This window comes from Yersinia similis, from assembly GCF_001053095.1.
In the GTDB taxonomy this organism is placed as follows: Bacteria; Pseudomonadota; Gammaproteobacteria; order Enterobacterales; family Enterobacteriaceae; genus Yersinia; species Yersinia similis.
On the sequence record NZ_CGBP01000021.1, the window covers coordinates 1 to 20,055 of the forward strand.

Genomic DNA, 20,055 nt, shown 5'->3' on the forward strand with positions numbered 1-20,055 from the left:
CCCCTAATTTCAAAAAACTTTTCAACCGCTCACTAATACATCACAAATACGATATATGAAGAAAAAAACAACAAAAAAGGGGCGATTTCTCGCCCCTCAGAGGATTAGCTATTACTGCTTAGCAATAATATGCCCATCTTCAACATCTAAAGTCACTGGGATTCCCGGTATTAGTTTGCCGGAAAGTATCTGCTGTGCCAGTGGGTTCTCAATTTCCTGCTGAATTGCACGTTTTAATGGCCGCGCCCCATAAACAGGGTCGAACCCAGCCTCACCCAAGAACTCCAATGCAGGTTGAGTAATATTCACTTCATAACCACGTTCTTCCAGACGTTTATACAAACGTTCCAGTTGAATGTTGGCAATAGAAGCCAAGTGCGCCCGACCAAGTGGGTGGAAGACAACAACCTCATCTATACGGTTAATAAATTCAGGGCGGAAGTGGTGACTAACAACATCCATAACCACTGTTTTCATTTCGGTGTAATTCATTTGGCCGAAATGTTCCTGAATCAAATCTGAACCAAGGTTAGAGGTCATAATGACTACCGTGTTACGGAAGTCGACAGTTCTCCCCTGCCCATCGGTCAAACGACCATCATCCAATACCTGTAACAATATGTTGAAAACGTCTGGATGTGCTTTTTCAACTTCATCCAGCAAAATCACAGAATAAGGACGACGACGTACCGCTTCCGTCAGATAGCCACCTTCTTCGTAGCCAACATAGCCAGGAGGTGCGCCAACCAACCGGGATACGGAATGTTTCTCCATAAACTCGGACATGTCGATTCGCACCATGGCATCGTCACTGTCGAACAAGAACGTTGCCAACGCTTTACACAATTCAGTTTTACCAACGCCAGTTGGCCCTAAGAATAAGAACGAACCAATTGGTCGGTTTGGATCAGACAACCCTGCACGGCTCCGGCGGATAGCGTTGGAGACGGCTTCAACAGCTTCATCTTGTCCAATGACTCGTTGATGTAAGTCCTGTTCCATACGTAGCAGTTTATCCCGCTCACTTTCCAACATGCGAGATACCGGGATACCGGTCCAGCGAGCCAAAACTTCAGCAACTTCGACTTCTGTGACGCGGTTACGCAGCAACTTCATGGTCTTCCCTTCTAACGCAGTTGCCGCTGCTAGCTGTTTTTCCAACTCAGGGATTGTACCGTACTGAAGTTCTGACATCCGAGCCAGATCACCCACACGACGTGCTTGTTCTAAGGTGATTTTGGCTTGTTCCAGTTCTGTTTTGATATTCTGAGTCCCGGTGAGTGAGGCTTTTTCTGCTTTCCACTCTTCTTCCAGCTCAGAATATTCACGCTCTTTTTGCTCTAACTCTGTATTGAGCATTTCCAAACGTTTTTTACTGGCTTCATCTGACTCTTTCTTCAGGGCCTGCTGTTCCAGTTTTAGCTGAATAATACGACGTTCCAGACGATCCAATGATTCGGGTTTTGAATCCATTTGCATACGGATACTGGAACCAGCCTCATCAATGAGGTCGATAGCTTTATCCGGTAACTGACGATCAGAAATATACCGGTGTGACAATGTTGCGGCGGCCACAATGGCTGGGTCAGTGATCTGCACGTGGTGGTGCAGTTCATAGCGCTCTTTCAGCCCACGTAAAATAGCGATAGTGTCTTCTACCGTCGGTTCCGCAACATACACTTTTTGGAAACGCCGCTCGAGCGCAGCATCTTTCTCTATATATTGACGGTATTCATCGAGGGTAGTGGCCCCCACACAATGTAGCTCACCCCGCGCTAATGCAGGTTTCAGCATATTACCGGCATCCATCGCCCCATCGCCTTTACCGGCACCGACCATGGTATGCAACTCATCAATAAACAAGATCACACTGCCTTCTTGTTTTGATAAGTCATTCAGTACGCCTTTCAAACGCTCTTCAAATTCACCACGATATTTGGCACCAGCAATCAGCGCCCCCATATCTAATGAGAGTACGCGCTTATGCTTCAGGCCCTCTGGCACTTCGCCGTTCACAATGCGTTGCGCCAAACCTTCCACGATAGCGGTTTTACCCACCCCAGGCTCACCAATCAGCACAGGGTTATTTTTGGTTCGACGTTGTAATACCTGAATAGTACGGCGAATTTCTTCATCACGGCCAATAACCGGATCGAGTTTGCCTTGCTCAGCACGCTCAGTCAGGTCGATAGTGAATTTTTTCAACGCCTGACGCTGATCTTCAGCCCCCTGATCATCGACTTTGTCACCACCACGCATGTTTTCAATTGCCTTATCTATTATAGCGACGGTTGCACCTGCGGCCTTTAACATGTCAGTTAACGTGCCACGATCTTCAAGCACTGCCAGAACGAACAGCTCGGAAGAGATAAACTTATCCGAACGTTTCTGCGCTAATTTGTCGCAAAGATTCAATACACGAACCAGCTCGTTTGATGGTTGAACATCACCGCCGGTACCTTCAACTTGAGGAAGACGACCTAAAGCTTGCTCAATGTCACTACGTAAACGAGCAACATTAATCCCTGCCGAGGTCAATAAAGGGCGAACCGTCCCCCCATCCTGATTGAGCAGTGCGCTCATCAAATGTAACGGTTCAATAAATTGATTGTCGCGCCCAAGAGCTAAAGATTGGGCATCGGCGAGGGCAAGCTGGAACTTACTGGTAAGACGATCCAGACGCATAACACCTCCAATATTGGTCAAAATTGCTACTGGAGATTAGATGAGGTCATCCCTCAATTTTTCAAGGTTATTTTGACACTATATTAAAATAATGCGTTCTACGTCAGCGGATCGTCCTGACACAATAGATTATCTCAGCCAGATTAAACTTGCCATACGTCCGGTGATTCCATCACGCCGATAAGAAAAAAATTGTTGTTTTTCAGTCACAGTACAGCGATTACCGCCATAGATAGCTTGAATACCCACCGCCTGTAGCCGTAAACGCGCTAGCAGATAAATATCGGCGAGGTATTTAGAACCGAAAGGGGTAAATGCCAAAGCTGATTTAGCATCGATACTGATAAATGCCTGTTTTACATCTTCACCTACCTCAAACTGCTGAGGACCAATCGCAGGGCCTAACCAAGCAATAATAGAGGACGGTGCCGCATTGAATTGCGCAACCGTGTGTTCCAGCACACCAGAACATAAACCACGCCACCCTGCATGGGCTGCAGCAACTTCATCACCCGTTAAGGAGCAAAACAGAACCGGTAAACAGTCTGCTGTCATGACCGCACAGACTTGCCCTGCCACTCGGCTATACACCGCATCAGCTTGTGTATCTGAGACCGAACGTCCCTCTAGTGTTAGGACTCGGGTACCGTGTACCTGGTCCAACCAAACAGGCATTTGTGGTAGGCAGGCTTGTTTCAGCAGAAGTTGGCGATTGGCCGCCACATGGGTAGTAACATCGCCCACATGCGTGCCAAGGTTTAATGAATCATAAGGCGGCACACTGACACCACCATGACGAGTGGTGCTACAAGCCCGGACCCGGGCAGGCATCGGCCAATCGGGAAGTATCAGTGTGCTCATATTACCAATCCATCTGATCTTTAAATTCTTCAGTATCGGCTTTTAACGCATTAATCAGCTCAACCATATCTTCTGGTAATGCGGCATGCCATTCCATTTGAATACCACTGATTGGGTGATACAAACGTAGCATGGTTGCGTGCAGAGCCTGACGATCGAAGCCACGCAAGATGGCAATAAAGGAATCAGACGCACCTTTAGGTGGACGCGGACGGCCACCATAAAGCTGATCACCCACCAGAGGGTGGTTAATATGAGACATATGCACACGGATCTGGTGCGTACGGCCGGTTTCCAAACGCAGACGCAGACGGGTATGGGCACGGAAATGCTCCATAATGCGGTAGTGTGTCGTCGCGGGTTTGCCCATTGGGTGCACTGCCATATGGGTACGTTTAGTTGAGTGGCGAGAAATTGGCTCATCCACTCTACCGCCAGCAGTCATATTCCCGATGGCGACAGCTTCGTATTCACGTGTAATTTCACGTGCTTGCAACGCTTCAACCAAGCGGGTCTGTGCCGGGACTGTTTTTGCAACCACCATCAATCCGGTGGTGTCCTTATCCAGGCGATGTACAATGCCTGCGCGGGGAACATCCATGATTTCTGGATAATAATACAGCAAAGCATTCAGTACTGTGCCATCAGGATTACCAGCACCAGGATGAACCACTAAACCTCGGGGTTTATTAATGACCAGAATATCGTTATCTTCATACACGATATCAAGTGGGATTTCTTGAGGCGCCCAACGGGCATCTTCCTCAATTTGCGCGTCAATTGCGACGAGCTCACCACCCAACACTTTTTCTTTAGGCTTGTTAATTTTTTTACCATTGACTGTAACCCGACTATCCAAAATCCACTCTTTTATGCGAGATCTTGAATAATCTGGGAACAATTCGGCCAAAGCCTGATCTAATCGTTGACCGAGTTGAGATTCGGCCACCGTTGCGCTGAGTTGTACTTGTTGTGCCATATGCAGCTTCTTGTTCGTTAACGTTGGGTTTTGACGGCGATGCCGTTTAATATAATGTGCTATTGTATCTAGATCTTGATCGGGAGCTTAACGGACAGTCTCCCGGAATAACACTTCGAGGATAATCAAAACGTCATGACGCGTATGAAATATCTGGTGGCTGCCGCCACGTTGAGCCTGGTGCTGACCGGTTGCTCCAGTAACAAGGACGTGGTTCCCGATAACCCGCCTTCTGAGCTCTATGCTACCGCACAGCAAAAGTTGCAGGACGGTAACTTTAAGGGAGCTATTACGCAACTAGAAGCGTTAGATAACCGCTATCCTTTTGGGCCTTACTCCCAGCAGGTTCAGCTTGATCTGATTTATGCGTATTATAAATCTGCTGATCTGCCTATGGCGCAAGCCTCAATCGATCGCTTTATGCGCCTCAATCCCACCCATCCTAACATCGATTACGTATTATATATGCGTGGTTTAACGGACATGGCTCTGGATGATAGCGCGTTGCAAGGCTTTTTCGGAATTGATCGTTCAGACCGCGATCCGCAACATGCTCGGGCCGCATTCCGCGATTTTAACCAGTTGATTCAAAACTATCCGAATAGCCAATACGCAACTGATGCGCAAAAACGCTTGGTGTTCCTGAAAGATCGTCTGGCCAAATATGAATTGGCCGTGGCGCAATATTACACTAAACGAGGCGCTTACGTCGCGGTTGTTAACCGTGTAGATCAAATGATGAGAGATTATCCAGATACGCAAGCCACTCGTGATGCCTTTCCGTTGATGGAAAATGCTTATAAGCAGCTGCAACTGAATGCTCAGGCAGACAAAGTCGCCAAGATAATGGCGGCCAATCCAACCTAACATTATCCTGAACTATAAAAACACCAACGGCAGCTCAGGCTGCCGTTTTTAATTTAGGTTTTTCAGCTAGATAGCTGTTTTTAGACGCCATTGATGACTATAAATTGCGGCGCAGCTTTCCCACCTAAAAGATCAAAACACTCCCCACACCAAGACCAAAAATAGTGTCATTCTTAACAATATGCGGGCGATCTAACTTATCGATAATGCGACATTATAACCGATGATTCAAGCCCTCAAAGCCCATTCCTGAGGTTAAATCACAGTTCCCACGGGCTTTGCAAAAAGTGACAGAAAAAAGTGATTTTGATCATACATTCTACGGTAAAGCGAGGTATGCTGAAGTTATCCAAGACGGAGTAGACAGAGAGGTAAGTCATATGACAGTTAATATTACCAGTAAGCAAATGGATATTACCCCGGCAATTCGTAAACACGTTGAGGACCGTCTCACCAAACTGGATAAATGGCAGGCCCAGTTGATAAACCCACATATTGTACTGTCTAAAGAGCCGCAAGGATTTGTTGCCGATGCCTCTATCAGTACACCAATGGGTCCCTTGGTCGCTAGCGCCAAGCATGATGATATGTATGCTGCCATTAATGAACTGATCGCCAAACTAGAACGCCAATTAAATAAAGTTCAACATAAAGGTGAAGCTCGTCGCGCGGCAAGCAGCGTTAAAGAAGCTAATTTGGAGTCTGTAGATGAAGAGGAAACAGAATCCGAGCAGGAACAATAGTCAACTAAATCTTCTAATTTCGATGTAACGCGCCTTCGGGCGCGTTTTTCATTGACATCAATTCAGACTGGCGGTTAATTTAGGGTTGTTCATTTTTTAGAAACCATGTGATTTTAAAACAGGTAAACCGTAGTGATTCTCAATAAAGTGTTTTTCTTCGCATTCTTTTTTACCTTCCCCTGATTGGGAGGCGTTTCGTCGTGTGATAAAGAATGCGAAGACGAACAAGAAAGCCTCCCAAGCGGGAGGCTTTTTTTATGTATATACCCGTCATACTTCAAGCTGCATGTGCGCTGGTCGCTTTCATGCAAGTCGAATTATTGAAGGTGTAATCATTCAGAAAAATTATAAGGCAAAAGTCTATGAACGATAATCCATTACTAGTGCTACGTGAACGTATCAGTGCGTTAGATTTAAAACTGCTGGCTTTGCTGGCGGAGCGACGTGAACTGGCACTGGATGTCGCTAAAGCCAAGCAACTCCATCATCGCCCAATTCGCGATAAAGAACGTGAGCGTGACTTATTAGACACACTGGTCGATGCCGCTAAGCCTTATAATCTTGATGGATTCTATGTCACACGCCTGTTTCAGCTGATTATTGAAGATTCCGTATTGACCCAGCAGGCTTTACTGCAACATCAGCTTAATCAAACAGCCCTGCTCTCTGCCCGTATCGCATTCCTTGGTCCTAAGGGCTCATATTCACATCTGGCGGCGCGCCAATATGCAGCACGCCATTTTGAGCAATTAATTGAATGTGGTTGCCAGAAATTCCAGGACATTTTTACTCAAGTTGAAACTGGGCAAGCGGATTACGCCGTATTACCGATCGAGAATACCAGTTCAGGTTCTATTAATGATGTGTATGACTTACTACAACACACCAGTTTGTCCATTGTGGGCGAAATAACCAACCCTATCGATCACTGCGTGCTCATTGCCACAGAAACAGACTTGAACAAAATTGAGACCGTATACAGTCATCCGCAGCCTTTCCAGCAATGCAGTCAGTTCATTAACCGTTTCCCACATTGGAAAATTGAGTATTGCGAGAGTACGGCTGCCGCGATGGAAAAAGTTGCAGGAATGAAATCACCAACGGCGGCTGCATTAGGTAGCGAAGCGGGCGGTGCGCTCTATAATCTGCAAGTGCTGGAGCACAATCTGGCAAATCAGCAACAAAATATTACTCGATTCATTGTCCTTGCCCGTAAACCCATTGATGTATCCGAGCAAATCCCGGCCAAAACCACCTTAATAATGGCGACCGGGCAGCAATCTGGGGCATTAGTAGAGGCCCTGTTGGTACTCAGAGAGCATGGCATCATCATGACGAAACTGGAATCCCGGCCAATTAATGGCAACCCGTGGGAAGAGATGTTTTATATAGATGTACAGGCCAATATACGTTCAGAAGTGATGCAAAAAGCATTGGCCGATCTAACACCGATGACCCGTTCCTTAAAAGTGTTGGGCTGCTACCCAAGTGAGAACGTGGTTCCCGTCGAGCCTCGGTAACGCCCTTTATTCAGACTCACCTTATGCCACATCATAAAAAAGTCATCCCGACAGGCTGTGTCGGGATGACATATAAAGAATCTGTCACTTGCTGATTAAGGCTACTGACGATTATCGTTCGCCTGACGCAGTAATGAACGGCTTTCCACCAAGAAACGTTCCGCATAATCACCAAACCAGTGCTCTACTTTCTCGAAGCTTTGAACAAACGCTTGTTTATCTTTTTGCTCTAACAAGGTGAGCGCCTCACCAAAGCGTTTGTAGTAACGTTTAATCAGCGCCAGATTATCTTCCGACGACATAATGATATCAGCATAAAGCTGTGGATCTTGTGCAAATAGCCGCCCAACCATTGCCAGTTCCAGGCGATAAATTGGCGAAGACAGTGCCAGCAATTGTTCCAATTGCACGTTCTCTTCAGCCAGATGTAACCCGTACGCAAAGGTCGCAAAATGCCTCAGAGCCTGAATGAACGCCATGTTTTGGTCATGTTCGACTGCGCTGATACGGTGCAATCTTGCTCCCCAGACCTGTAGCTGCTCCAGTAACCACTGATACGCCTGTGGATCGCGGCCATCACAATACACTACGACTTGCTTCGCCAAGCTGCCAACATCAGGGCCAAACATCGGATGCAACCCCAAAACGGGCCCTTCATGGGCTGCCAGCATAGCTTGCAAAGGTTTATTTTTTACCGAGGCCAAATCCAGCAAGATACAATCTGATGGTAATTTGGGTAGCCGATTAATCACATCTTCAGTGATATGGATGGGGACACTCACAATCACCATCCCGGCGTCAGCCAGAATAGATTCAGCGCGTGGCCAATCTTCTTGCTCCAGTGTCTTCACCTGGTAACCGGACAGATTAAGCATCCGGCTAAATAACCGGCCCATCTGCCCTTGCCCACCAATGATAACCACTGGTCGCAGTTGCGGACATAACGTCTTGAAGCCTTTGTCATTTTCGCTGGTATAAGATTCCCGCATCACCCGACGTAGCACATCTTCAATTAAATCCGGCGGGACACCTAACGTCTCGGCTTCTTGTCGGCGTGAGGCCAGCATTGCCGCCTCACGATCCGGGACATATATTGGTAAGCCATAACGGCTTTTTACTTCACCGACTTCGGCCACCAAATGCAGGCGCTTAGCCAGCAAATCCAACAACGCTTTATCGACTTCATCAATTTGATCGCGTAAAGCAGTCAGCTCAGCCACCATACTTACTTTTCCTCATGCAGTCCGTGCCGTCAGTGCCGCAAGCAATTCCTGGTGCATACCACGTAACAGGGTTTCAGTGCTTTCCCAGTTAATACAAGCGTCAGTCACAGAAACACCGTAGCGCATATCAGCACGTGGCTGTTCAGATGACTGATTTCCTTCGTGGATGTGGCTTTCCAGCATAACACCCGTAATTGAACGATTGCCCGCTTTGATCTGTTCAACCACAGATTCAGCGACCGCAACCTGACGGCGGTAGTCTTTATTTGAATTACCGTGACTGCAATCTATCATTAAGGACGGGATGAGTCCCGCATCCTGCATCTGTTTTTCACACTGAGAGACATCTTGTGCGCTGTAGTTTGGTGTTTTACCACCACGTAGAATGACATGGCCGTGTGGGTTACCCTGAGTTTGTAACAGGCAGACCTGACCCGACTGATTGATCCCCATAAAGCGATGTGGCATGGCAGCGGCGCGCATTGCATTGATTGCCGTACCCAAGCTACCGTCAGTCCCATTTTTAAATCCAACCGGCATAGACAAGCCTGATGCCATTTCACGGTGGGTCTGTGACTCCGTCGTACGGGCACCAATGGCCGACCAACTGAATAGGTCACCTAAATATTGTGGGCTATTAGGATCCAGAGCTTCGGTCGCTAATGGCAACCCTACACCCACTAAATCCAGCAATAAACGACGAGCGATGTGTAAGCCTGCCTCTACATCAAATGAACCATCCATTGCTGGGTCATTGATCAGGCCTTTCCAACCCACAGTAGTTCTTGGCTTCTCAAAATAGACCCGCATAACGATATATAAGCTGTCATCCAATTCCACAGAGAGTTTTTTCAAACGACGCGCATAATCCAGTGCCGCATCCACATCATGAATTGAACAGGGCCCACAAACGACCAACAGACGCGGATCTCGCCCCTGAATAATGTCAGCAATGGTTTTACGCGCATTTTCTATCGCATACTGATCATTTTCGCTCAGTGGAAACTGATTTTTCAGTTCTTCCGGAGTTATCAGTATTTGTTCGGCACTGATATGGACGTTATTGAGCGAGTCTTTTTGCATGATCATAATCTTTACCTATCTCTGTTTAGCGGATGTCGCTGGCGTATTTATCGTTTGAGAGCTTCACAATACCACGAGATGTAAAGATTTCAATCCATTGCTGTAAATAAATAATTACTGTTATTTTTACAGGTACATCTCAATTTAACTTTTGCGGTGAGTCGCAGTTTCCATTCTTGGTTCCGCTCTCCCTCAGAGGCCATGATAAAATAGAAGAAATTTATGGAGGCTGTATGTTAAGAGTCATCATCGTCGACGATGAACAACCTGCGCGTGAAGATTTACGCGAAAGACTAAATGAAGAACACGATATCGAGATCGTCGCCGAATGCAGCAATGCGCTGGAAGCAATACCTGCGATCCAGCGCCTACAACCTGATGTGGCATTTCTCGACATCCAGATGCCCAGAATAAATGGTTTAGAATTGGCCTCAATGCTGAACCCTGAAAGCATGCCACATATCGTATTTGTCACCGCTTACGATGAATATGCCATTCGCGCTTTTGAAGAACATGCCTTTGACTATCTGCTAAAACCACTCGACCATCAACGTTTGGCGAAGACACTGACACGTCTAAGGCGCAACACAAGTGTAAAAAATAGTTTACACAAAATTATCGAACCGATACTTCGCCATATCCCCTGCTCAGGCCACAACCGTATTTTTTTGCTGAAAATTGAAGAAGTAGAATACTTAAGCTCCGAGCTTAGCGGGGTACATGTGGTGGGGACCGTGCAATCAGGCTATACCCAGCTATCGTTAAAAACACTGGAGGAGAAAACTCCGTTTATCCGGTGCCATCGGCAATACATGGTGAATACCGAACAATTGGGGGAAATTCAGCTTATGGATAATGGTGCGGCTGAAGTCATCACTCGTTCAGGAAAACATATCCCTGTTAGTCGCCGCTATTTAAAATCCCTGAAGGAGAAATTAGGCATTGCATAAATAGGCCTCAAAATGAATAGATCTACCCGTCATACTTCAAGTCGCGTGTGCGTTGGCTACGCCATCCATGGACCTCACCTATTCGAGGCCGCTGCAAGCAGCGTTCAAATCTACTCCTGACCGATTTGTCTCTCGCTTGCCGCCTTCATGCAACTCGAATTATTTAAGGTATAGATGAGAAATAGCCGTTAAAAAATTAATGCATTAATTTAAAGCACAATATTAATACATTAATTTTACATTTAAATTTCATATTACTTTACCTCTCCTACTTATTTCACTTTATTTAATTAATTACATAAATAAACAGTACTCCCTTGATATTAGCTAAGTTTTAATCAATGTGATCTGTGCTCTGATAAGAGAAATCGAGTAAGGATTATATTCAACGAATAAAACTAACAAGTACATAACCGAATTTCATTCATATTTGAAGCGAGGGATATCATGATAACTCTACAATTTATAATTATAATTCTATGTTTGCTGCTAGGTACGCGTTACGGAGGGATGGGCCTGGGGTTAATAAGTGGTATCGGCTTATTTATTCTGACCTTTATTTTTGGCCTCGAACCGGGAAAACCACCTGTAGATGTAATGCTAACAATATTAGCGGTTATTGGTTGTGCTTCAGTACTACAAACCGCTGGCGGTTTAAATGTAATGATGCAATTTGCCGAGCGATTATTACGCCGCCACCCGCAGCACATTACGCTATTAGCGCCTTTCACAACCTGGTCATTAACCTTTCTTTGTGGCACAGGACATGTCGTTTACACCATGTTCCCCATAATTTCCGATATCGCCATTAAAAAAGGTATTCGTCCAGAACGGCCAATGGCGGTTGCATCCGTTGCCTCACAGATGGCAATTACAGCATCTCCAGTATCAGTCGCTGTCGTATCATTAGTTTCAATTATTGGTGCTAACCATGGCATCGGCCATGCCTATAGCATTCTGGAAATTCTGGCTGTTTCAGTTCCCGCCTCTTTGGTTGGAGTGCTAGTCGCAGCCCTATGGAGCCTGCGCCGTGGTAAAGATCTGGATAAAGATCCTGATTTTCAGGAAAAAATAAAAGACCCAGAGCAGCGGGCCTATATTTATGGCTCAACAGATACGTTGCTAAATCAGGTTTTTCCAAAACAAGCTTATTGGTCGACCTGGATATTCTTTGCCGCTATCGTCATTGTCGTATTGTTGGGCGCTTTTGCAGACCTGCGCCCTGCTTTTGAAGTTAAAGGCAAATTACAGTCTTTGTCGATGAATCTGGTGATTCAGATGATGATGCTGATCGCTGGTGCTGTTATTTTGATTGGCTGTAAAGTCAAACCCCGTGATATCTCTAACGGTGCCGTATTCAAAGCCGGAATGGTCGCCATCTTCTCGGTATTCGGTGTTGCCTGGATGAGTGATACCTTCTTCCAGGCTCATATGGGCGAGTTGAGATTAGTACTAGAAGATGTGGTAAAAGGCCACCCTTGGACTTATGCCATTGTGTTGTTCTTAGTCTCGAAGCTGGTGAACAGTCAAGCCGCGGCGCTAGCAGCGATCGCACCAATGGGCTTACAATTAGGTGTTGAACCTAAAATGCTCATCGCATTTTTCCCAGCGGCTTACGGATATTTTGTTCTGCCAACCTACCCAAGCGATCTGGCCTGTATCGGTTTTGACCGCTCTGGTACCACCAAAATTGGTAGATTCATTATCAACCATAGCTTTATCATTCCAGGCCTTATTGGCGTCATTTGCTCCTGTATCACGGGCTATTTGCTGGTAACGACGTTTATGTAGTGAGTCATAAAGCTATGGGGCTAGGGGTGATAACAACGTGCCAACCCATCCTTGTGGGTTCGAACCGCGCTATCCGTGGCGTGGACGCTTTACTCCCCTGCCTATCCTCACCGTTTTAAATTGAGTCCTCAAGATGTGTCAGTAATCTGAGGAGATACTTTGTAGGGCCAGTTTATTTTCTGTCCCTTTATTCCCCTCTGACTTGATGCTGCCATTGTGTTAATGACATTCATTCACTTCAATGACTTACCTGAGTCTACTTATCGGGATCCATTCGTTTTACCTGATTGCGACGCCAAATTATTTTTCTGGGATCATTTTTAAGAATGAACTTATTAAAAAAAGGATGTCATTATAATTAATTACTCAATCCGCTATATCTTCCAAGTAAGTTTAATCACAACTGCTACAATGCGAGCCGCATCACAAACATCATTTTTCACCATAGGTCCATTATGTTTTCTTTACGTCATACCAAGGCGTTGCCGTTTTATATCAGCACACTCACTTTATCCTTTTTCAGTGCCTCAGCATTTGCTGATGCGACTGTCTTTACTGCCTTGGACGATCCTTCCTCGGCTAAAAAAAGCTTTGATGGTTCCATTGATGCAGGTTATACCGCTCAGTCCGGCAATACGACAAACTCGTCACTAACGGCTAACTCAACATTGACCTGGTTCCAACCCAATACAGCTTATAGCTTATGGGGAGCGGCTCGTAACACCAGCGCCAATAATCAACGCTCTTCAGAACGTTATCAGCTCGGTGGCCGTACCCGTTATAATCTGACGGATCGTAATTACATATTCGGTCAAGCCAGTTGGCTAACTGATCGTTATAATGGTTTCGACTCCCGCTCGGTATTAACAACAGGTTATGGTCGTCAGATTATGACAACCCCATTGCACAATCTGCGGGTAGAATTTGGTCCAGGCATTCGCCATGATGAATTTTATGGCGGTGGCCGAGCGACTAAAGCATTAGCGTATGGTGGGGCGAATTATACTTATCAGCTCACGGATAACACGATATTCAGTGAAGGTGTTTCAGCATTAGCAAACGAAGAAACGACGTTGAACTCAGAAACAGCGTTGAATGTTGCTATCAATAAAAGCTTCGCATTACGTTTAGCTTATATCGCGACCTATAATACTAAGCCGCCAGCCAGTGCGCCCAAAAATACGGACACTACGACGTCAATAACGTTGGTTTACGGCCTGTAACCTGCCATTGGTATTTATAGCGTGGTGTGATGCCGCGCTAATTCTCCTCCCTGCCTCTTCCTTGTTTTAATACCTAATATTTGCGTCTCAAAATATTTTTTTCAAAAATAATATTTGTATACTAAAAAAAGTAAAAAAAGGGCTAACCCATGGCTAGCCCCTTTATAAGTATTAACTTTTGGATGCAGCGTTAGCTGTATCTTAGCCAAGACGCTCTTTAATACGAGCAGACTTACCAGTACGCTCACGCAGATAGTACAGTTTCGCTTGACGAACGGCACCACGACGCTTCACAGTAATGCTGTCGATTACTGGGGAGTGAGTTTGGAATACACGCTCAACACCTTCGCCGTTGGAAATTTTACGAACGGTGAACGCAGAATGCAGACCGCGGTTACGAATAGCGATAACCACGCCCTCGAATGCCTGCAGACGCTTTTTAGAACCTTCAACAACCCATACCTTAACTTCCACGGAATCGCCCGGACGGAATGCAGGTACATCTTGCTTCATCTGCTCTTGTTCGATTTGCTTGATAATATTGCTCATAATAAGTCTCTTACCCTAGGTAAACTGATATATCAGGACCATTTGCGCACGGCACAATGTTCCCTTCATAGTTCTGTTGCTCAGGGCTTATGTTCCCGTTGGAACTCAGCCAGCAACACCATTTGCTCGTCAGTCAGAGCTAGGCTTTCCAGAAGTTCAGGTCTTCTAAGCCAGGTACGGCCCAGCGACTGCTTTAAGCGCCAGCGACGAATCTCGGCATGGTTACCTGACAGTAATACTGACGGTACCTCCATCCCTTCTAACACCTCAGGACGAGTGTAGTGTGGGCAATCCAGCAACCCATCAACAAAGGAGTCTTCCTCCGCTGAGGCATGATGTCCTAGTACGCCCGGAATAAGACGGGAGACGGAATCAATCAATGTCATTGCTGGCAGCTCGCCACCGCTAAGAACGTAATCGCCAATTGACCATTCTTCATCAATTTCTGTTTTGATTACGCGCTCATCAACTCCTTCGTACCGGCCACAAACCAGAATCATTTTCTGATTCATCGCCAGTTCGCAAACACCCTGTTGGTCCAGTTTGCGCCCTTGAGGTGACAGATAAATCACCTTTGCTCCCTCGCCTGCCGCTGCTTTTGCTGCATGAATGGCTTCCCTTAACGGTTGCACCATCATCAGCATTCCCGGGCCTCCGCCATATGGGCGGTCATCCACGGTACGATGCCGATCGTAGGTGAAGTCACGAGGACTCCAACACTGCACGCTCAGCAGGCCATTTTTTACTGCCCGGCCAGTTACCCCGTAATCGGTTATTGCGCGGAACATCTCAGGAAACAGGCTAATAACACCGATCCACATTGTTTTGTTCCACTCATTATCGCCGTTTAATTCGGAGGTCAAAAACCAGGATCCCAATCTACTTCAACACGTTGAGCAGTGAGATCGACTTTCTTGATAACCTGCCCATGAAGAAACGGGACCAACCGCTCCTTCATACCGAATGCATCTTTCAGATTTGCCTTCACGACCATGACATCGTTAGAACCGGTTTCCATCATATCGATGATTTTACCCAGTTCATAACCAGTGGTGGTTACTACCTGGCAACCCATAAGGTCTTTCCAGTAGTAATCATCCTCTTCCAATGCAGGGAGTTGTGTGGAATCTACGATAATTTCGCAATTAGTCAGTAAATTCGCGGCATCCCGATCATCAACACCTTTCACTTTGATGATCAGATCCTGACTATGGCGCTTCCAGTCTTCCAACTCGACATGCTGCCACTTACCCGCCTGCTGGATAAACCACGGCTGATAGTCAAAAATGCTTTCGGCGTTCTCGGTGGATGAAAATACTCTGAGCCAACCGCGAATGCCGTAAGTAGAACCCATTTTACCGAGAACAATCGGCTGGTCGGGAACCGCAGGATTGAGTTGCTTGCTCATAATAACCACCACCGTGACAGATTAAGCTGCTTTCTTCGCGTCTTTGATCAGCACAGATACGCGATCAGAAACGGTAGCACCCAGGCCGATCCAATGTTCGATACGGTCCAGGTCTAAACGCAGAGCTTCAGCCTGACCAGATGCGATCGGGTTAAAGAAGCCTACACGTTCGATAAAACGACCGTCACGAGCATTACGGCTGTCGGTCACTACTACTTGATAGAACGGACGCTTTTTAGCGCCGCCACGAGCCAAACGAATTGTTACCATAACATCCTCTTTAGTTAATAAAACAACTGGACCCCATCGGGGAACGGGGTCCAGTTGCAATATAAAAAGCCCGAAAATTTTACTCATTTTGGCGAAAAAAGCAATCTAAAGCGTAGATTCCTGTTCGCACATTTTGTGCTGAGTACCATTTTCATCGTTTACCGCCATTTTCAGCGGGAAATCTTTACTCACTTCACACCGGTTAACGCCACAGTGTGAGATGACTGTTAGCGGCCTGGAAACCCGGGTGGCATCATACCTTTCATGCCCCGCATCATTTTGGCCAAACCGCCATTTTTCATTTTTTTCATCATGCGCTGCATTTCATCGAACTGTTTCAGCAAACGGTTAACATCCTGTACCTGCACACCAGAACCGGTTGCGATACGGCGCTTACGTGAACCTTTGATGATTTCAGGTTTTGCGCGCTCTTTTAGCGTCATAGAATTGATGATCGCCTCCATCCGCACCGTGACTTTATCATCCATTTGCGATTTTACGTTTTCTGGCAACTGACCTGCCCCTGGCATTTTACTCAACATGCTGGCCATCCCCCCCATGTTGCGCATCTGCTTCAACTGGTCGAGAAAATCATTGAGATCGAAGCCATCGCCTTTTTTCAGTTTTGTTGCCAGTTTCTCCGCTTGCACACGGTCAACTTTACTTTCGATATCTTCAATCAGCGACAGCACATCGCCCATACCTAAGATACGTGAAGCTATTCGGTCTGGATGGAACGGTTCCAGTGCATCAGATTTCTCACCGACGCCAAGGAATTTAATGGGTTTACCGGTGATATGGCGGATAGATAAAGCCGCACCGCCGCGCGCATCGCCATCCACTTTAGTCAGCACGACACCGGTGAGTGGCAGTGCTTCGTTGAATGCTTTGGCAGTATTCGCCGCATCCTGACCGGTCATCGCATCGACGACAAACAAGGTTTCAACAGGCTTAATCGCCGCATGAACTTGTTTGATTTCATCCATCATCGCTTCATCAACGTGTAAGCGACCCGCGGTATCGACAATCAGAACATCATAAAATTTAAGCTTTGCCTGTTGCAGGGCACGATTCACAATATCAATCGGTTTTTCCTGTGCATCAGACGGGAAGAAATCAATGCCAACACCCTGAGCCAGAGTTTCCAACTGTTTGATCGCCGCTGGGCGATAAACGTCAGCAGACACGACCAGCACTTTTTTCTTCTGTTTTTCTTTAAGGAATTTTCCCAGTTTCGCTACACTGGTGGTCTTACCCGCACCTTGCAAGCCAGCCATTAACACAACTGCTGGCGGTTGTGCAGCCAGATTCAGTTCGTTATTGACCTCGCCCATGGCACTGATCAATTCATTTTTAACTATTTTGACGAATTCTTGGCCTGGCGTCAGACTTTTATTAACTTCATGCCCAACAGCACGCTCTTTTACCCGGTTTATAAAGTCACGAACAACAGGCAGAGCGACGTCAGCTTCAAGCAATGCCATGCGGACTTCACGCAGCGTTTCTTTAATATTTTCTTCTGTCAGCCGGCCACGGCCGCTGATATTGCGCAGTGTGCGCGACAATCGATCAGTTAAGTTCTCAAACATTGTCTCATACTCAACGTGGAAACAGGCCGCTCTGGCGACACAATTAGAGGATTATAACACGAAGTGCAAACGATCTCTGCTCTCACGTCGGAGAACGGTTGGAGAGGAACGATCTCAACGCTATACTGGCTACCTAATTCACTTAGCCGATACCCATATACCGCTATGCCTGTGTTTTCCATTTTGGCTTTGATTGCCTATTCGCTCAGCTTGGGGCTGATTATCCCAAGTTTGGTGCGAAAAAACAGTGCTTACCGGCGGTTAGCGCTGGTTTCTGCTGTCGTGGCGCTAGTGTGCCACGCTATTGCCTTGAAACATCAAATTTTTGATGTTGGCGTTGGTCAGAATCTTACGTTATTGAACATTGGTTCCATTGTGGGGCTGATGATCTGTACGATTATGACCATTGTCGCCTCACAAGGGCGTGGCTGGTTTTTACTCCCTATCGTCTATAGCTTCGCCATGATCAATCTAGCCCTAGCCAGCCTACTTCCTGGGGAGTTTATTACCCATTTGGAGGCCAGCCCAGAGATATTTATCCACATCGGTCTGGCGCTTTTTGCTTATGCCACGCTTATCATCGCGGCGCTGTATGCACTACAACTGGCTTGGCTTGATTATCAGTTAAAACATAAGAAACTGACATTTAATGCTGATATGCCGCCATTAATGAGCATTGAACGGAAAATGTTCCATATCACCCAAATTGGTGTGGTATTGCTTACACTGACACTTTGTACCGGTTTGCTTTACATGGATAATCTCTTCAGTAAAGAAAATGTCCATAAAGCTGTGTTATCGATTATGGCCTGGTTTGTCTATATCGTTTTACTGTGGGGCCATTATCATGAAGGTTGGCGTGGGCGTAGGGTCATTTGGTTCAGTTTTGCGGGCGCATTTCTACTTACACTGGCTTATTTTGGCAGCCGTCTGGTCCAGGAAATTATGGTTCGCTAGTGATTACCGCAACCACCTACACAGGCCCAACGGAACTGGCTGAGGCCTCATCACGATAAGGAATACTGTGTTGGAGCACGTATCAACTAGCTCATTGATCATTATCTTAGTCATTATGATCATCGTTTCAGCTTACTTCTCTGCATCAGAAACCGGCATGATGACACTTAACCGGTATCGTCTGCGTCACTTATCCAAACAAGGCAACCGTGCCGCACGTCGGGTGGAAAAACTCCTACACCGCCCAGATCGCCTGATAAGTTTGGTATTGATTGGCAATAATCTGGTTAACATACTGGCATCTGCGCTGGCGACGATTATCGGTATCCGTTTATACGGTGATGCCGGAGTGGCCATCGCAACCGGGGTGTTAACTTTTGTGGTCCTGATTTTTGCTGAAGTCATGCCAAAAACTATCGCCGCCCTTTATCCCGAACGTGTAGCATTCCCTAGCAGCATGCTACTGGCCCCTCTGCAGAAAATCATGCTGCCACTCGTGTGGCTACTGAATACCATTACTCGCGGGTTGATGCATTTATGTGGCATTAGAGGAAATGTGCATAGCAGTGATGCGATGAGTAAAGATGAATTACGCACGATAGTGAGTGAGTCCCAATCAAAAATCTCTCGTCGCAATCAAGACATGCTGATTTCAGTATTAGATCTAGAGAAAGTGACCGTCAGCGATATCATGGTGCCGCGTAATGAAGTCGTCGGTATCGATATTAATGATGATTGGAAGTCAATCATGCGCCAGCTTACACACTCGCCCCATGGCCGTATTGTGTTATATCGCCAGTCCTTGGATGACGCTATTGGCATGCTACGTGTGCGGGAAGCCTATCGGTTGATGACTGAGAAAAAGGAATTTAATAAAGAGAACCTACTGCGTGCAGCCGATGAGATCTACTTTATCCCCGAAGGCACGCCACTTAATGTACAACTGGTAAAATTCCAACGGAATAAAAAGAAAGTTGGCATGATTGTCGATGAATATGGTGATATCCAAGGTTTAGTGACGGTTGAAGATATTCTGGAGGAGATCGTGGGTGATTTTACCACCTCAATGTCCCCAACGCTTGCGGAAGAAGTTAATCCACAAAGTGATGGTTCGGTACTGATTGATGGCAGTGCCAGCGTCCGCGAAGTGAACAAAGCCTTTAACTGGTCATTACCCGTCGATGCCCGCACTATCAATGGCATGTTGCTAGAAGAACTAGAAGAAATTCCGCAAGCACATGTTCAAGTACGCATTGGAAATTACCAAATTGAAGTGCTTGATGTGCAGGAAAATATGATTAAACGGGTTAAAGTGACCCCAATGACTTCCGCAGAACATTCGACCCTATAAATAATT

Annotated in this window: 18 protein-coding genes and 1 other annotated feature; of the genes, 8 read left to right on the forward strand and 10 right to left on the reverse strand. The window is 46.3% G+C overall.

The window, feature by feature from the left end; all coding sequences use genetic code 11:
* Nucleotides 1–111: 111 nt before the first annotated feature.
* From clpB to rluD, 3 genes are all read right to left on the reverse strand, one after another.
* Nucleotides 112–2,685: an ATP-dependent chaperone ClpB gene (gene clpB / locus AC971_RS14875; RefSeq protein WP_025382740.1), complete on the reverse strand. Its 2,574-nt coding sequence runs from the start codon at nt 2,683–2,685 to the stop codon at nt 112–114.
* Between the two features lie 129 nt (nt 2,686–2,814).
* Complete coding sequence (gene yfiH / locus AC971_RS14880; protein WP_025382739.1) at nt 2,815–3,546, reverse strand: purine nucleoside phosphorylase YfiH; 732 nt, start codon at nt 3,544–3,546, stop codon at nt 2,815–2,817.
* A gap of 1 nt (nt 3,547) precedes the next feature.
* A complete protein-coding gene (rluD, locus tag AC971_RS14885) occupies nt 3,548–4,525 on the reverse strand; it encodes a 23S rRNA pseudouridine(1911/1915/1917) synthase RluD (RefSeq protein WP_025382738.1) in 978 nt (325 codons plus the stop codon).
* 135 nt (nt 4,526–4,660) lie between these two features.
* Between rluD and bamD the strand changes: the two genes are divergently transcribed.
* The 3 genes from bamD to pheA all read left to right on the forward strand — a co-directional run bounded on the left by bamD (nt 4,661) and on the right by pheA (nt 7,655).
* Entirely contained in the window at nt 4,661–5,392 is a 732-nt protein-coding gene (gene bamD / locus AC971_RS14890) for an outer membrane protein assembly factor BamD (protein ID WP_025382737.1), read from the forward strand.
* A gap of 380 nt (nt 5,393–5,772) precedes the next feature.
* A complete protein-coding gene (gene raiA, locus AC971_RS14895) occupies nt 5,773–6,135 on the forward strand; it encodes a ribosome-associated translation inhibitor RaiA (RefSeq protein WP_025382736.1) in 363 nt (120 codons plus the stop codon).
* Nucleotides 6,136–6,269: 134 nt separating this feature from the next.
* Nucleotides 6,270–6,394: a sequence feature (Phe leader region), on the forward strand.
* A 103-nt stretch (nt 6,395–6,497) separates the two neighbouring features.
* On the forward strand, nt 6,498–7,655 hold the full coding sequence (gene pheA, locus AC971_RS14900) for a bifunctional chorismate mutase/prephenate dehydratase (RefSeq protein WP_025382735.1): 1,158 nt from the start codon (nt 6,498–6,500) through the stop codon (nt 7,653–7,655).
* A 101-nt stretch (nt 7,656–7,756) separates the two neighbouring features.
* Here the strand turns inward: pheA and tyrA are convergent, their stop codons facing one another.
* Both tyrA and AC971_RS14910 read right to left on the reverse strand, forming a co-directional pair.
* Nucleotides 7,757–8,878: a bifunctional chorismate mutase/prephenate dehydrogenase gene (tyrA, locus tag AC971_RS14905; protein WP_025382734.1), complete on the reverse strand. Its 1,122-nt coding sequence runs from the start codon at nt 8,876–8,878 to the stop codon at nt 7,757–7,759.
* 12 nt (nt 8,879–8,890) lie between these two features.
* Complete coding sequence (locus AC971_RS14910) at nt 8,891–9,961, reverse strand: 3-deoxy-7-phosphoheptulonate synthase (protein WP_025382733.1); 1,071 nt, start codon at nt 9,959–9,961, stop codon at nt 8,891–8,893.
* Nucleotides 9,962–10,194: 233 nt separating this feature from the next.
* Between AC971_RS14910 and btsR the strand changes: the two genes are divergently transcribed.
* From btsR to AC971_RS14925, 3 genes are all read left to right on the forward strand, one after another.
* Nucleotides 10,195–10,911 carry a two-component system response regulator BtsR gene (btsR, locus tag AC971_RS14915; RefSeq protein ID WP_025382732.1) on the forward strand — a complete coding sequence of 239 codons (717 nt, stop codon included), beginning with the start codon at nt 10,195–10,197 and terminating at the stop codon, nt 10,909–10,911.
* 447 nt (nt 10,912–11,358) lie between these two features.
* On the forward strand, nt 11,359–12,702 hold the full coding sequence (locus tag AC971_RS14920; protein ID WP_025382731.1) for an anaerobic C4-dicarboxylate transporter: 1,344 nt from the start codon (nt 11,359–11,361) through the stop codon (nt 12,700–12,702).
* 455 nt (nt 12,703–13,157) lie between these two features.
* Entirely contained in the window at nt 13,158–13,925 is a 768-nt protein-coding gene (locus AC971_RS14925) for a DUF481 domain-containing protein (RefSeq protein WP_025382730.1), read from the forward strand.
* Nucleotides 13,926–14,126: 201 nt separating this feature from the next.
* Here AC971_RS14925 and rplS read toward each other — a convergent pair whose 3' ends face one another.
* From rplS to ffh, 5 genes are all read right to left on the reverse strand, one after another.
* Nucleotides 14,127–14,474 (reverse strand): 50S ribosomal protein L19, encoded by a 348-nt coding sequence (gene rplS, locus AC971_RS14930; RefSeq protein ID WP_002209461.1) that lies wholly within the window; start codon nt 14,472–14,474, stop codon nt 14,127–14,129.
* A gap of 80 nt (nt 14,475–14,554) precedes the next feature.
* Nucleotides 14,555–15,295, reverse strand: coding sequence for a tRNA (guanosine(37)-N1)-methyltransferase TrmD (gene trmD / locus AC971_RS14935; protein WP_025382729.1), 741 nt, complete (start codon nt 15,293–15,295; stop codon nt 14,555–14,557).
* Nucleotides 15,296–15,333: 38 nt separating this feature from the next.
* Nucleotides 15,334–15,882 (reverse strand): ribosome maturation factor RimM, encoded by a 549-nt coding sequence (rimM, locus tag AC971_RS14940; protein ID WP_025382728.1) that lies wholly within the window; start codon nt 15,880–15,882, stop codon nt 15,334–15,336.
* A 21-nt stretch (nt 15,883–15,903) separates the two neighbouring features.
* Nucleotides 15,904–16,152: a 30S ribosomal protein S16 gene (gene rpsP, locus AC971_RS14945; RefSeq protein WP_002209458.1), complete on the reverse strand. Its 249-nt coding sequence runs from the start codon at nt 16,150–16,152 to the stop codon at nt 15,904–15,906.
* A gap of 227 nt (nt 16,153–16,379) precedes the next feature.
* On the reverse strand, nt 16,380–17,741 hold the full coding sequence (gene ffh, locus AC971_RS14950) for a signal recognition particle protein (protein WP_011191811.1): 1,362 nt from the start codon (nt 17,739–17,741) through the stop codon (nt 16,380–16,382).
* Between the two features lie 165 nt (nt 17,742–17,906).
* Between ffh and AC971_RS14955 the strand changes: the two genes are divergently transcribed.
* On the forward strand, nt 17,907–18,698 hold the full coding sequence (locus AC971_RS14955) for a cytochrome C assembly family protein (RefSeq protein ID WP_025382727.1): 792 nt from the start codon (nt 17,907–17,909) through the stop codon (nt 18,696–18,698).
* Between the two features lie 70 nt (nt 18,699–18,768).
* Nucleotides 18,769–20,049, forward strand: a complete 1,281-nt coding sequence (locus AC971_RS14960; RefSeq protein ID WP_162471861.1) for an HlyC/CorC family transporter — start codon at nt 18,769–18,771, stop codon at nt 20,047–20,049.
* Nucleotides 20,050–20,055: the final 6 nt, after the last annotated feature.

Bases quoted from the DNA above. Each gene is read 5' to 3' on its own strand.
- clpB (WP_025382740.1), bottom strand. From the start codon at position 2,685: ATGCGTCTGGATCGTCTTACCAGTAAGTTCCAGCTTGCCCTCGCCGAT.
- yfiH (WP_025382739.1), bottom strand. From the start codon at position 3,546: ATGAGCACACTGATACTTCCCGATTGGCCGATGCCTGCCCGGGTCCGG.
- rluD (WP_025382738.1), bottom strand. From the start codon at position 4,525: ATGGCACAACAAGTACAACTCAGCGCAACGGTGGCCGAATCTCAACTC.
- bamD (WP_025382737.1), top strand. From the start codon at position 4,661: ATGACGCGTATGAAATATCTGGTGGCTGCCGCCACGTTGAGCCTGGTG.
- raiA (WP_025382736.1), top strand. From the start codon at position 5,773: ATGACAGTTAATATTACCAGTAAGCAAATGGATATTACCCCGGCAATT.
- pheA (WP_025382735.1), top strand. From the start codon at position 6,498: ATGAACGATAATCCATTACTAGTGCTACGTGAACGTATCAGTGCGTTA.
- tyrA (WP_025382734.1), bottom strand. From the start codon at position 8,878: ATGGTGGCTGAGCTGACTGCTTTACGCGATCAAATTGATGAAGTCGAT.
- AC971_RS14910 (WP_025382733.1), bottom strand. From the start codon at position 9,961: ATGCAAAAAGACTCGCTCAATAACGTCCATATCAGTGCCGAACAAATA.
- btsR (WP_025382732.1), top strand. From the start codon at position 10,195: ATGTTAAGAGTCATCATCGTCGACGATGAACAACCTGCGCGTGAAGAT.
- AC971_RS14920 (WP_025382731.1), top strand. From the start codon at position 11,359: ATGATAACTCTACAATTTATAATTATAATTCTATGTTTGCTGCTAGGT.
- AC971_RS14925 (WP_025382730.1), top strand. From the start codon at position 13,158: ATGTTTTCTTTACGTCATACCAAGGCGTTGCCGTTTTATATCAGCACA.
- rplS (WP_002209461.1), bottom strand. From the start codon at position 14,474: ATGAGCAATATTATCAAGCAAATCGAACAAGAGCAGATGAAGCAAGAT.
- trmD (WP_025382729.1), bottom strand. From the start codon at position 15,295: ATGTGGATCGGTGTTATTAGCCTGTTTCCTGAGATGTTCCGCGCAATA.
- rimM (WP_025382728.1), bottom strand. From the start codon at position 15,882: ATGAGCAAGCAACTCAATCCTGCGGTTCCCGACCAGCCGATTGTTCTC.
- rpsP (WP_002209458.1), bottom strand. From the start codon at position 16,152: ATGGTAACAATTCGTTTGGCTCGTGGCGGCGCTAAAAAGCGTCCGTTC.
- ffh (WP_011191811.1), bottom strand. From the start codon at position 17,741: ATGTTTGAGAACTTAACTGATCGATTGTCGCGCACACTGCGCAATATC.
- AC971_RS14955 (WP_025382727.1), top strand. From the start codon at position 17,907: ATGCCTGTGTTTTCCATTTTGGCTTTGATTGCCTATTCGCTCAGCTTG.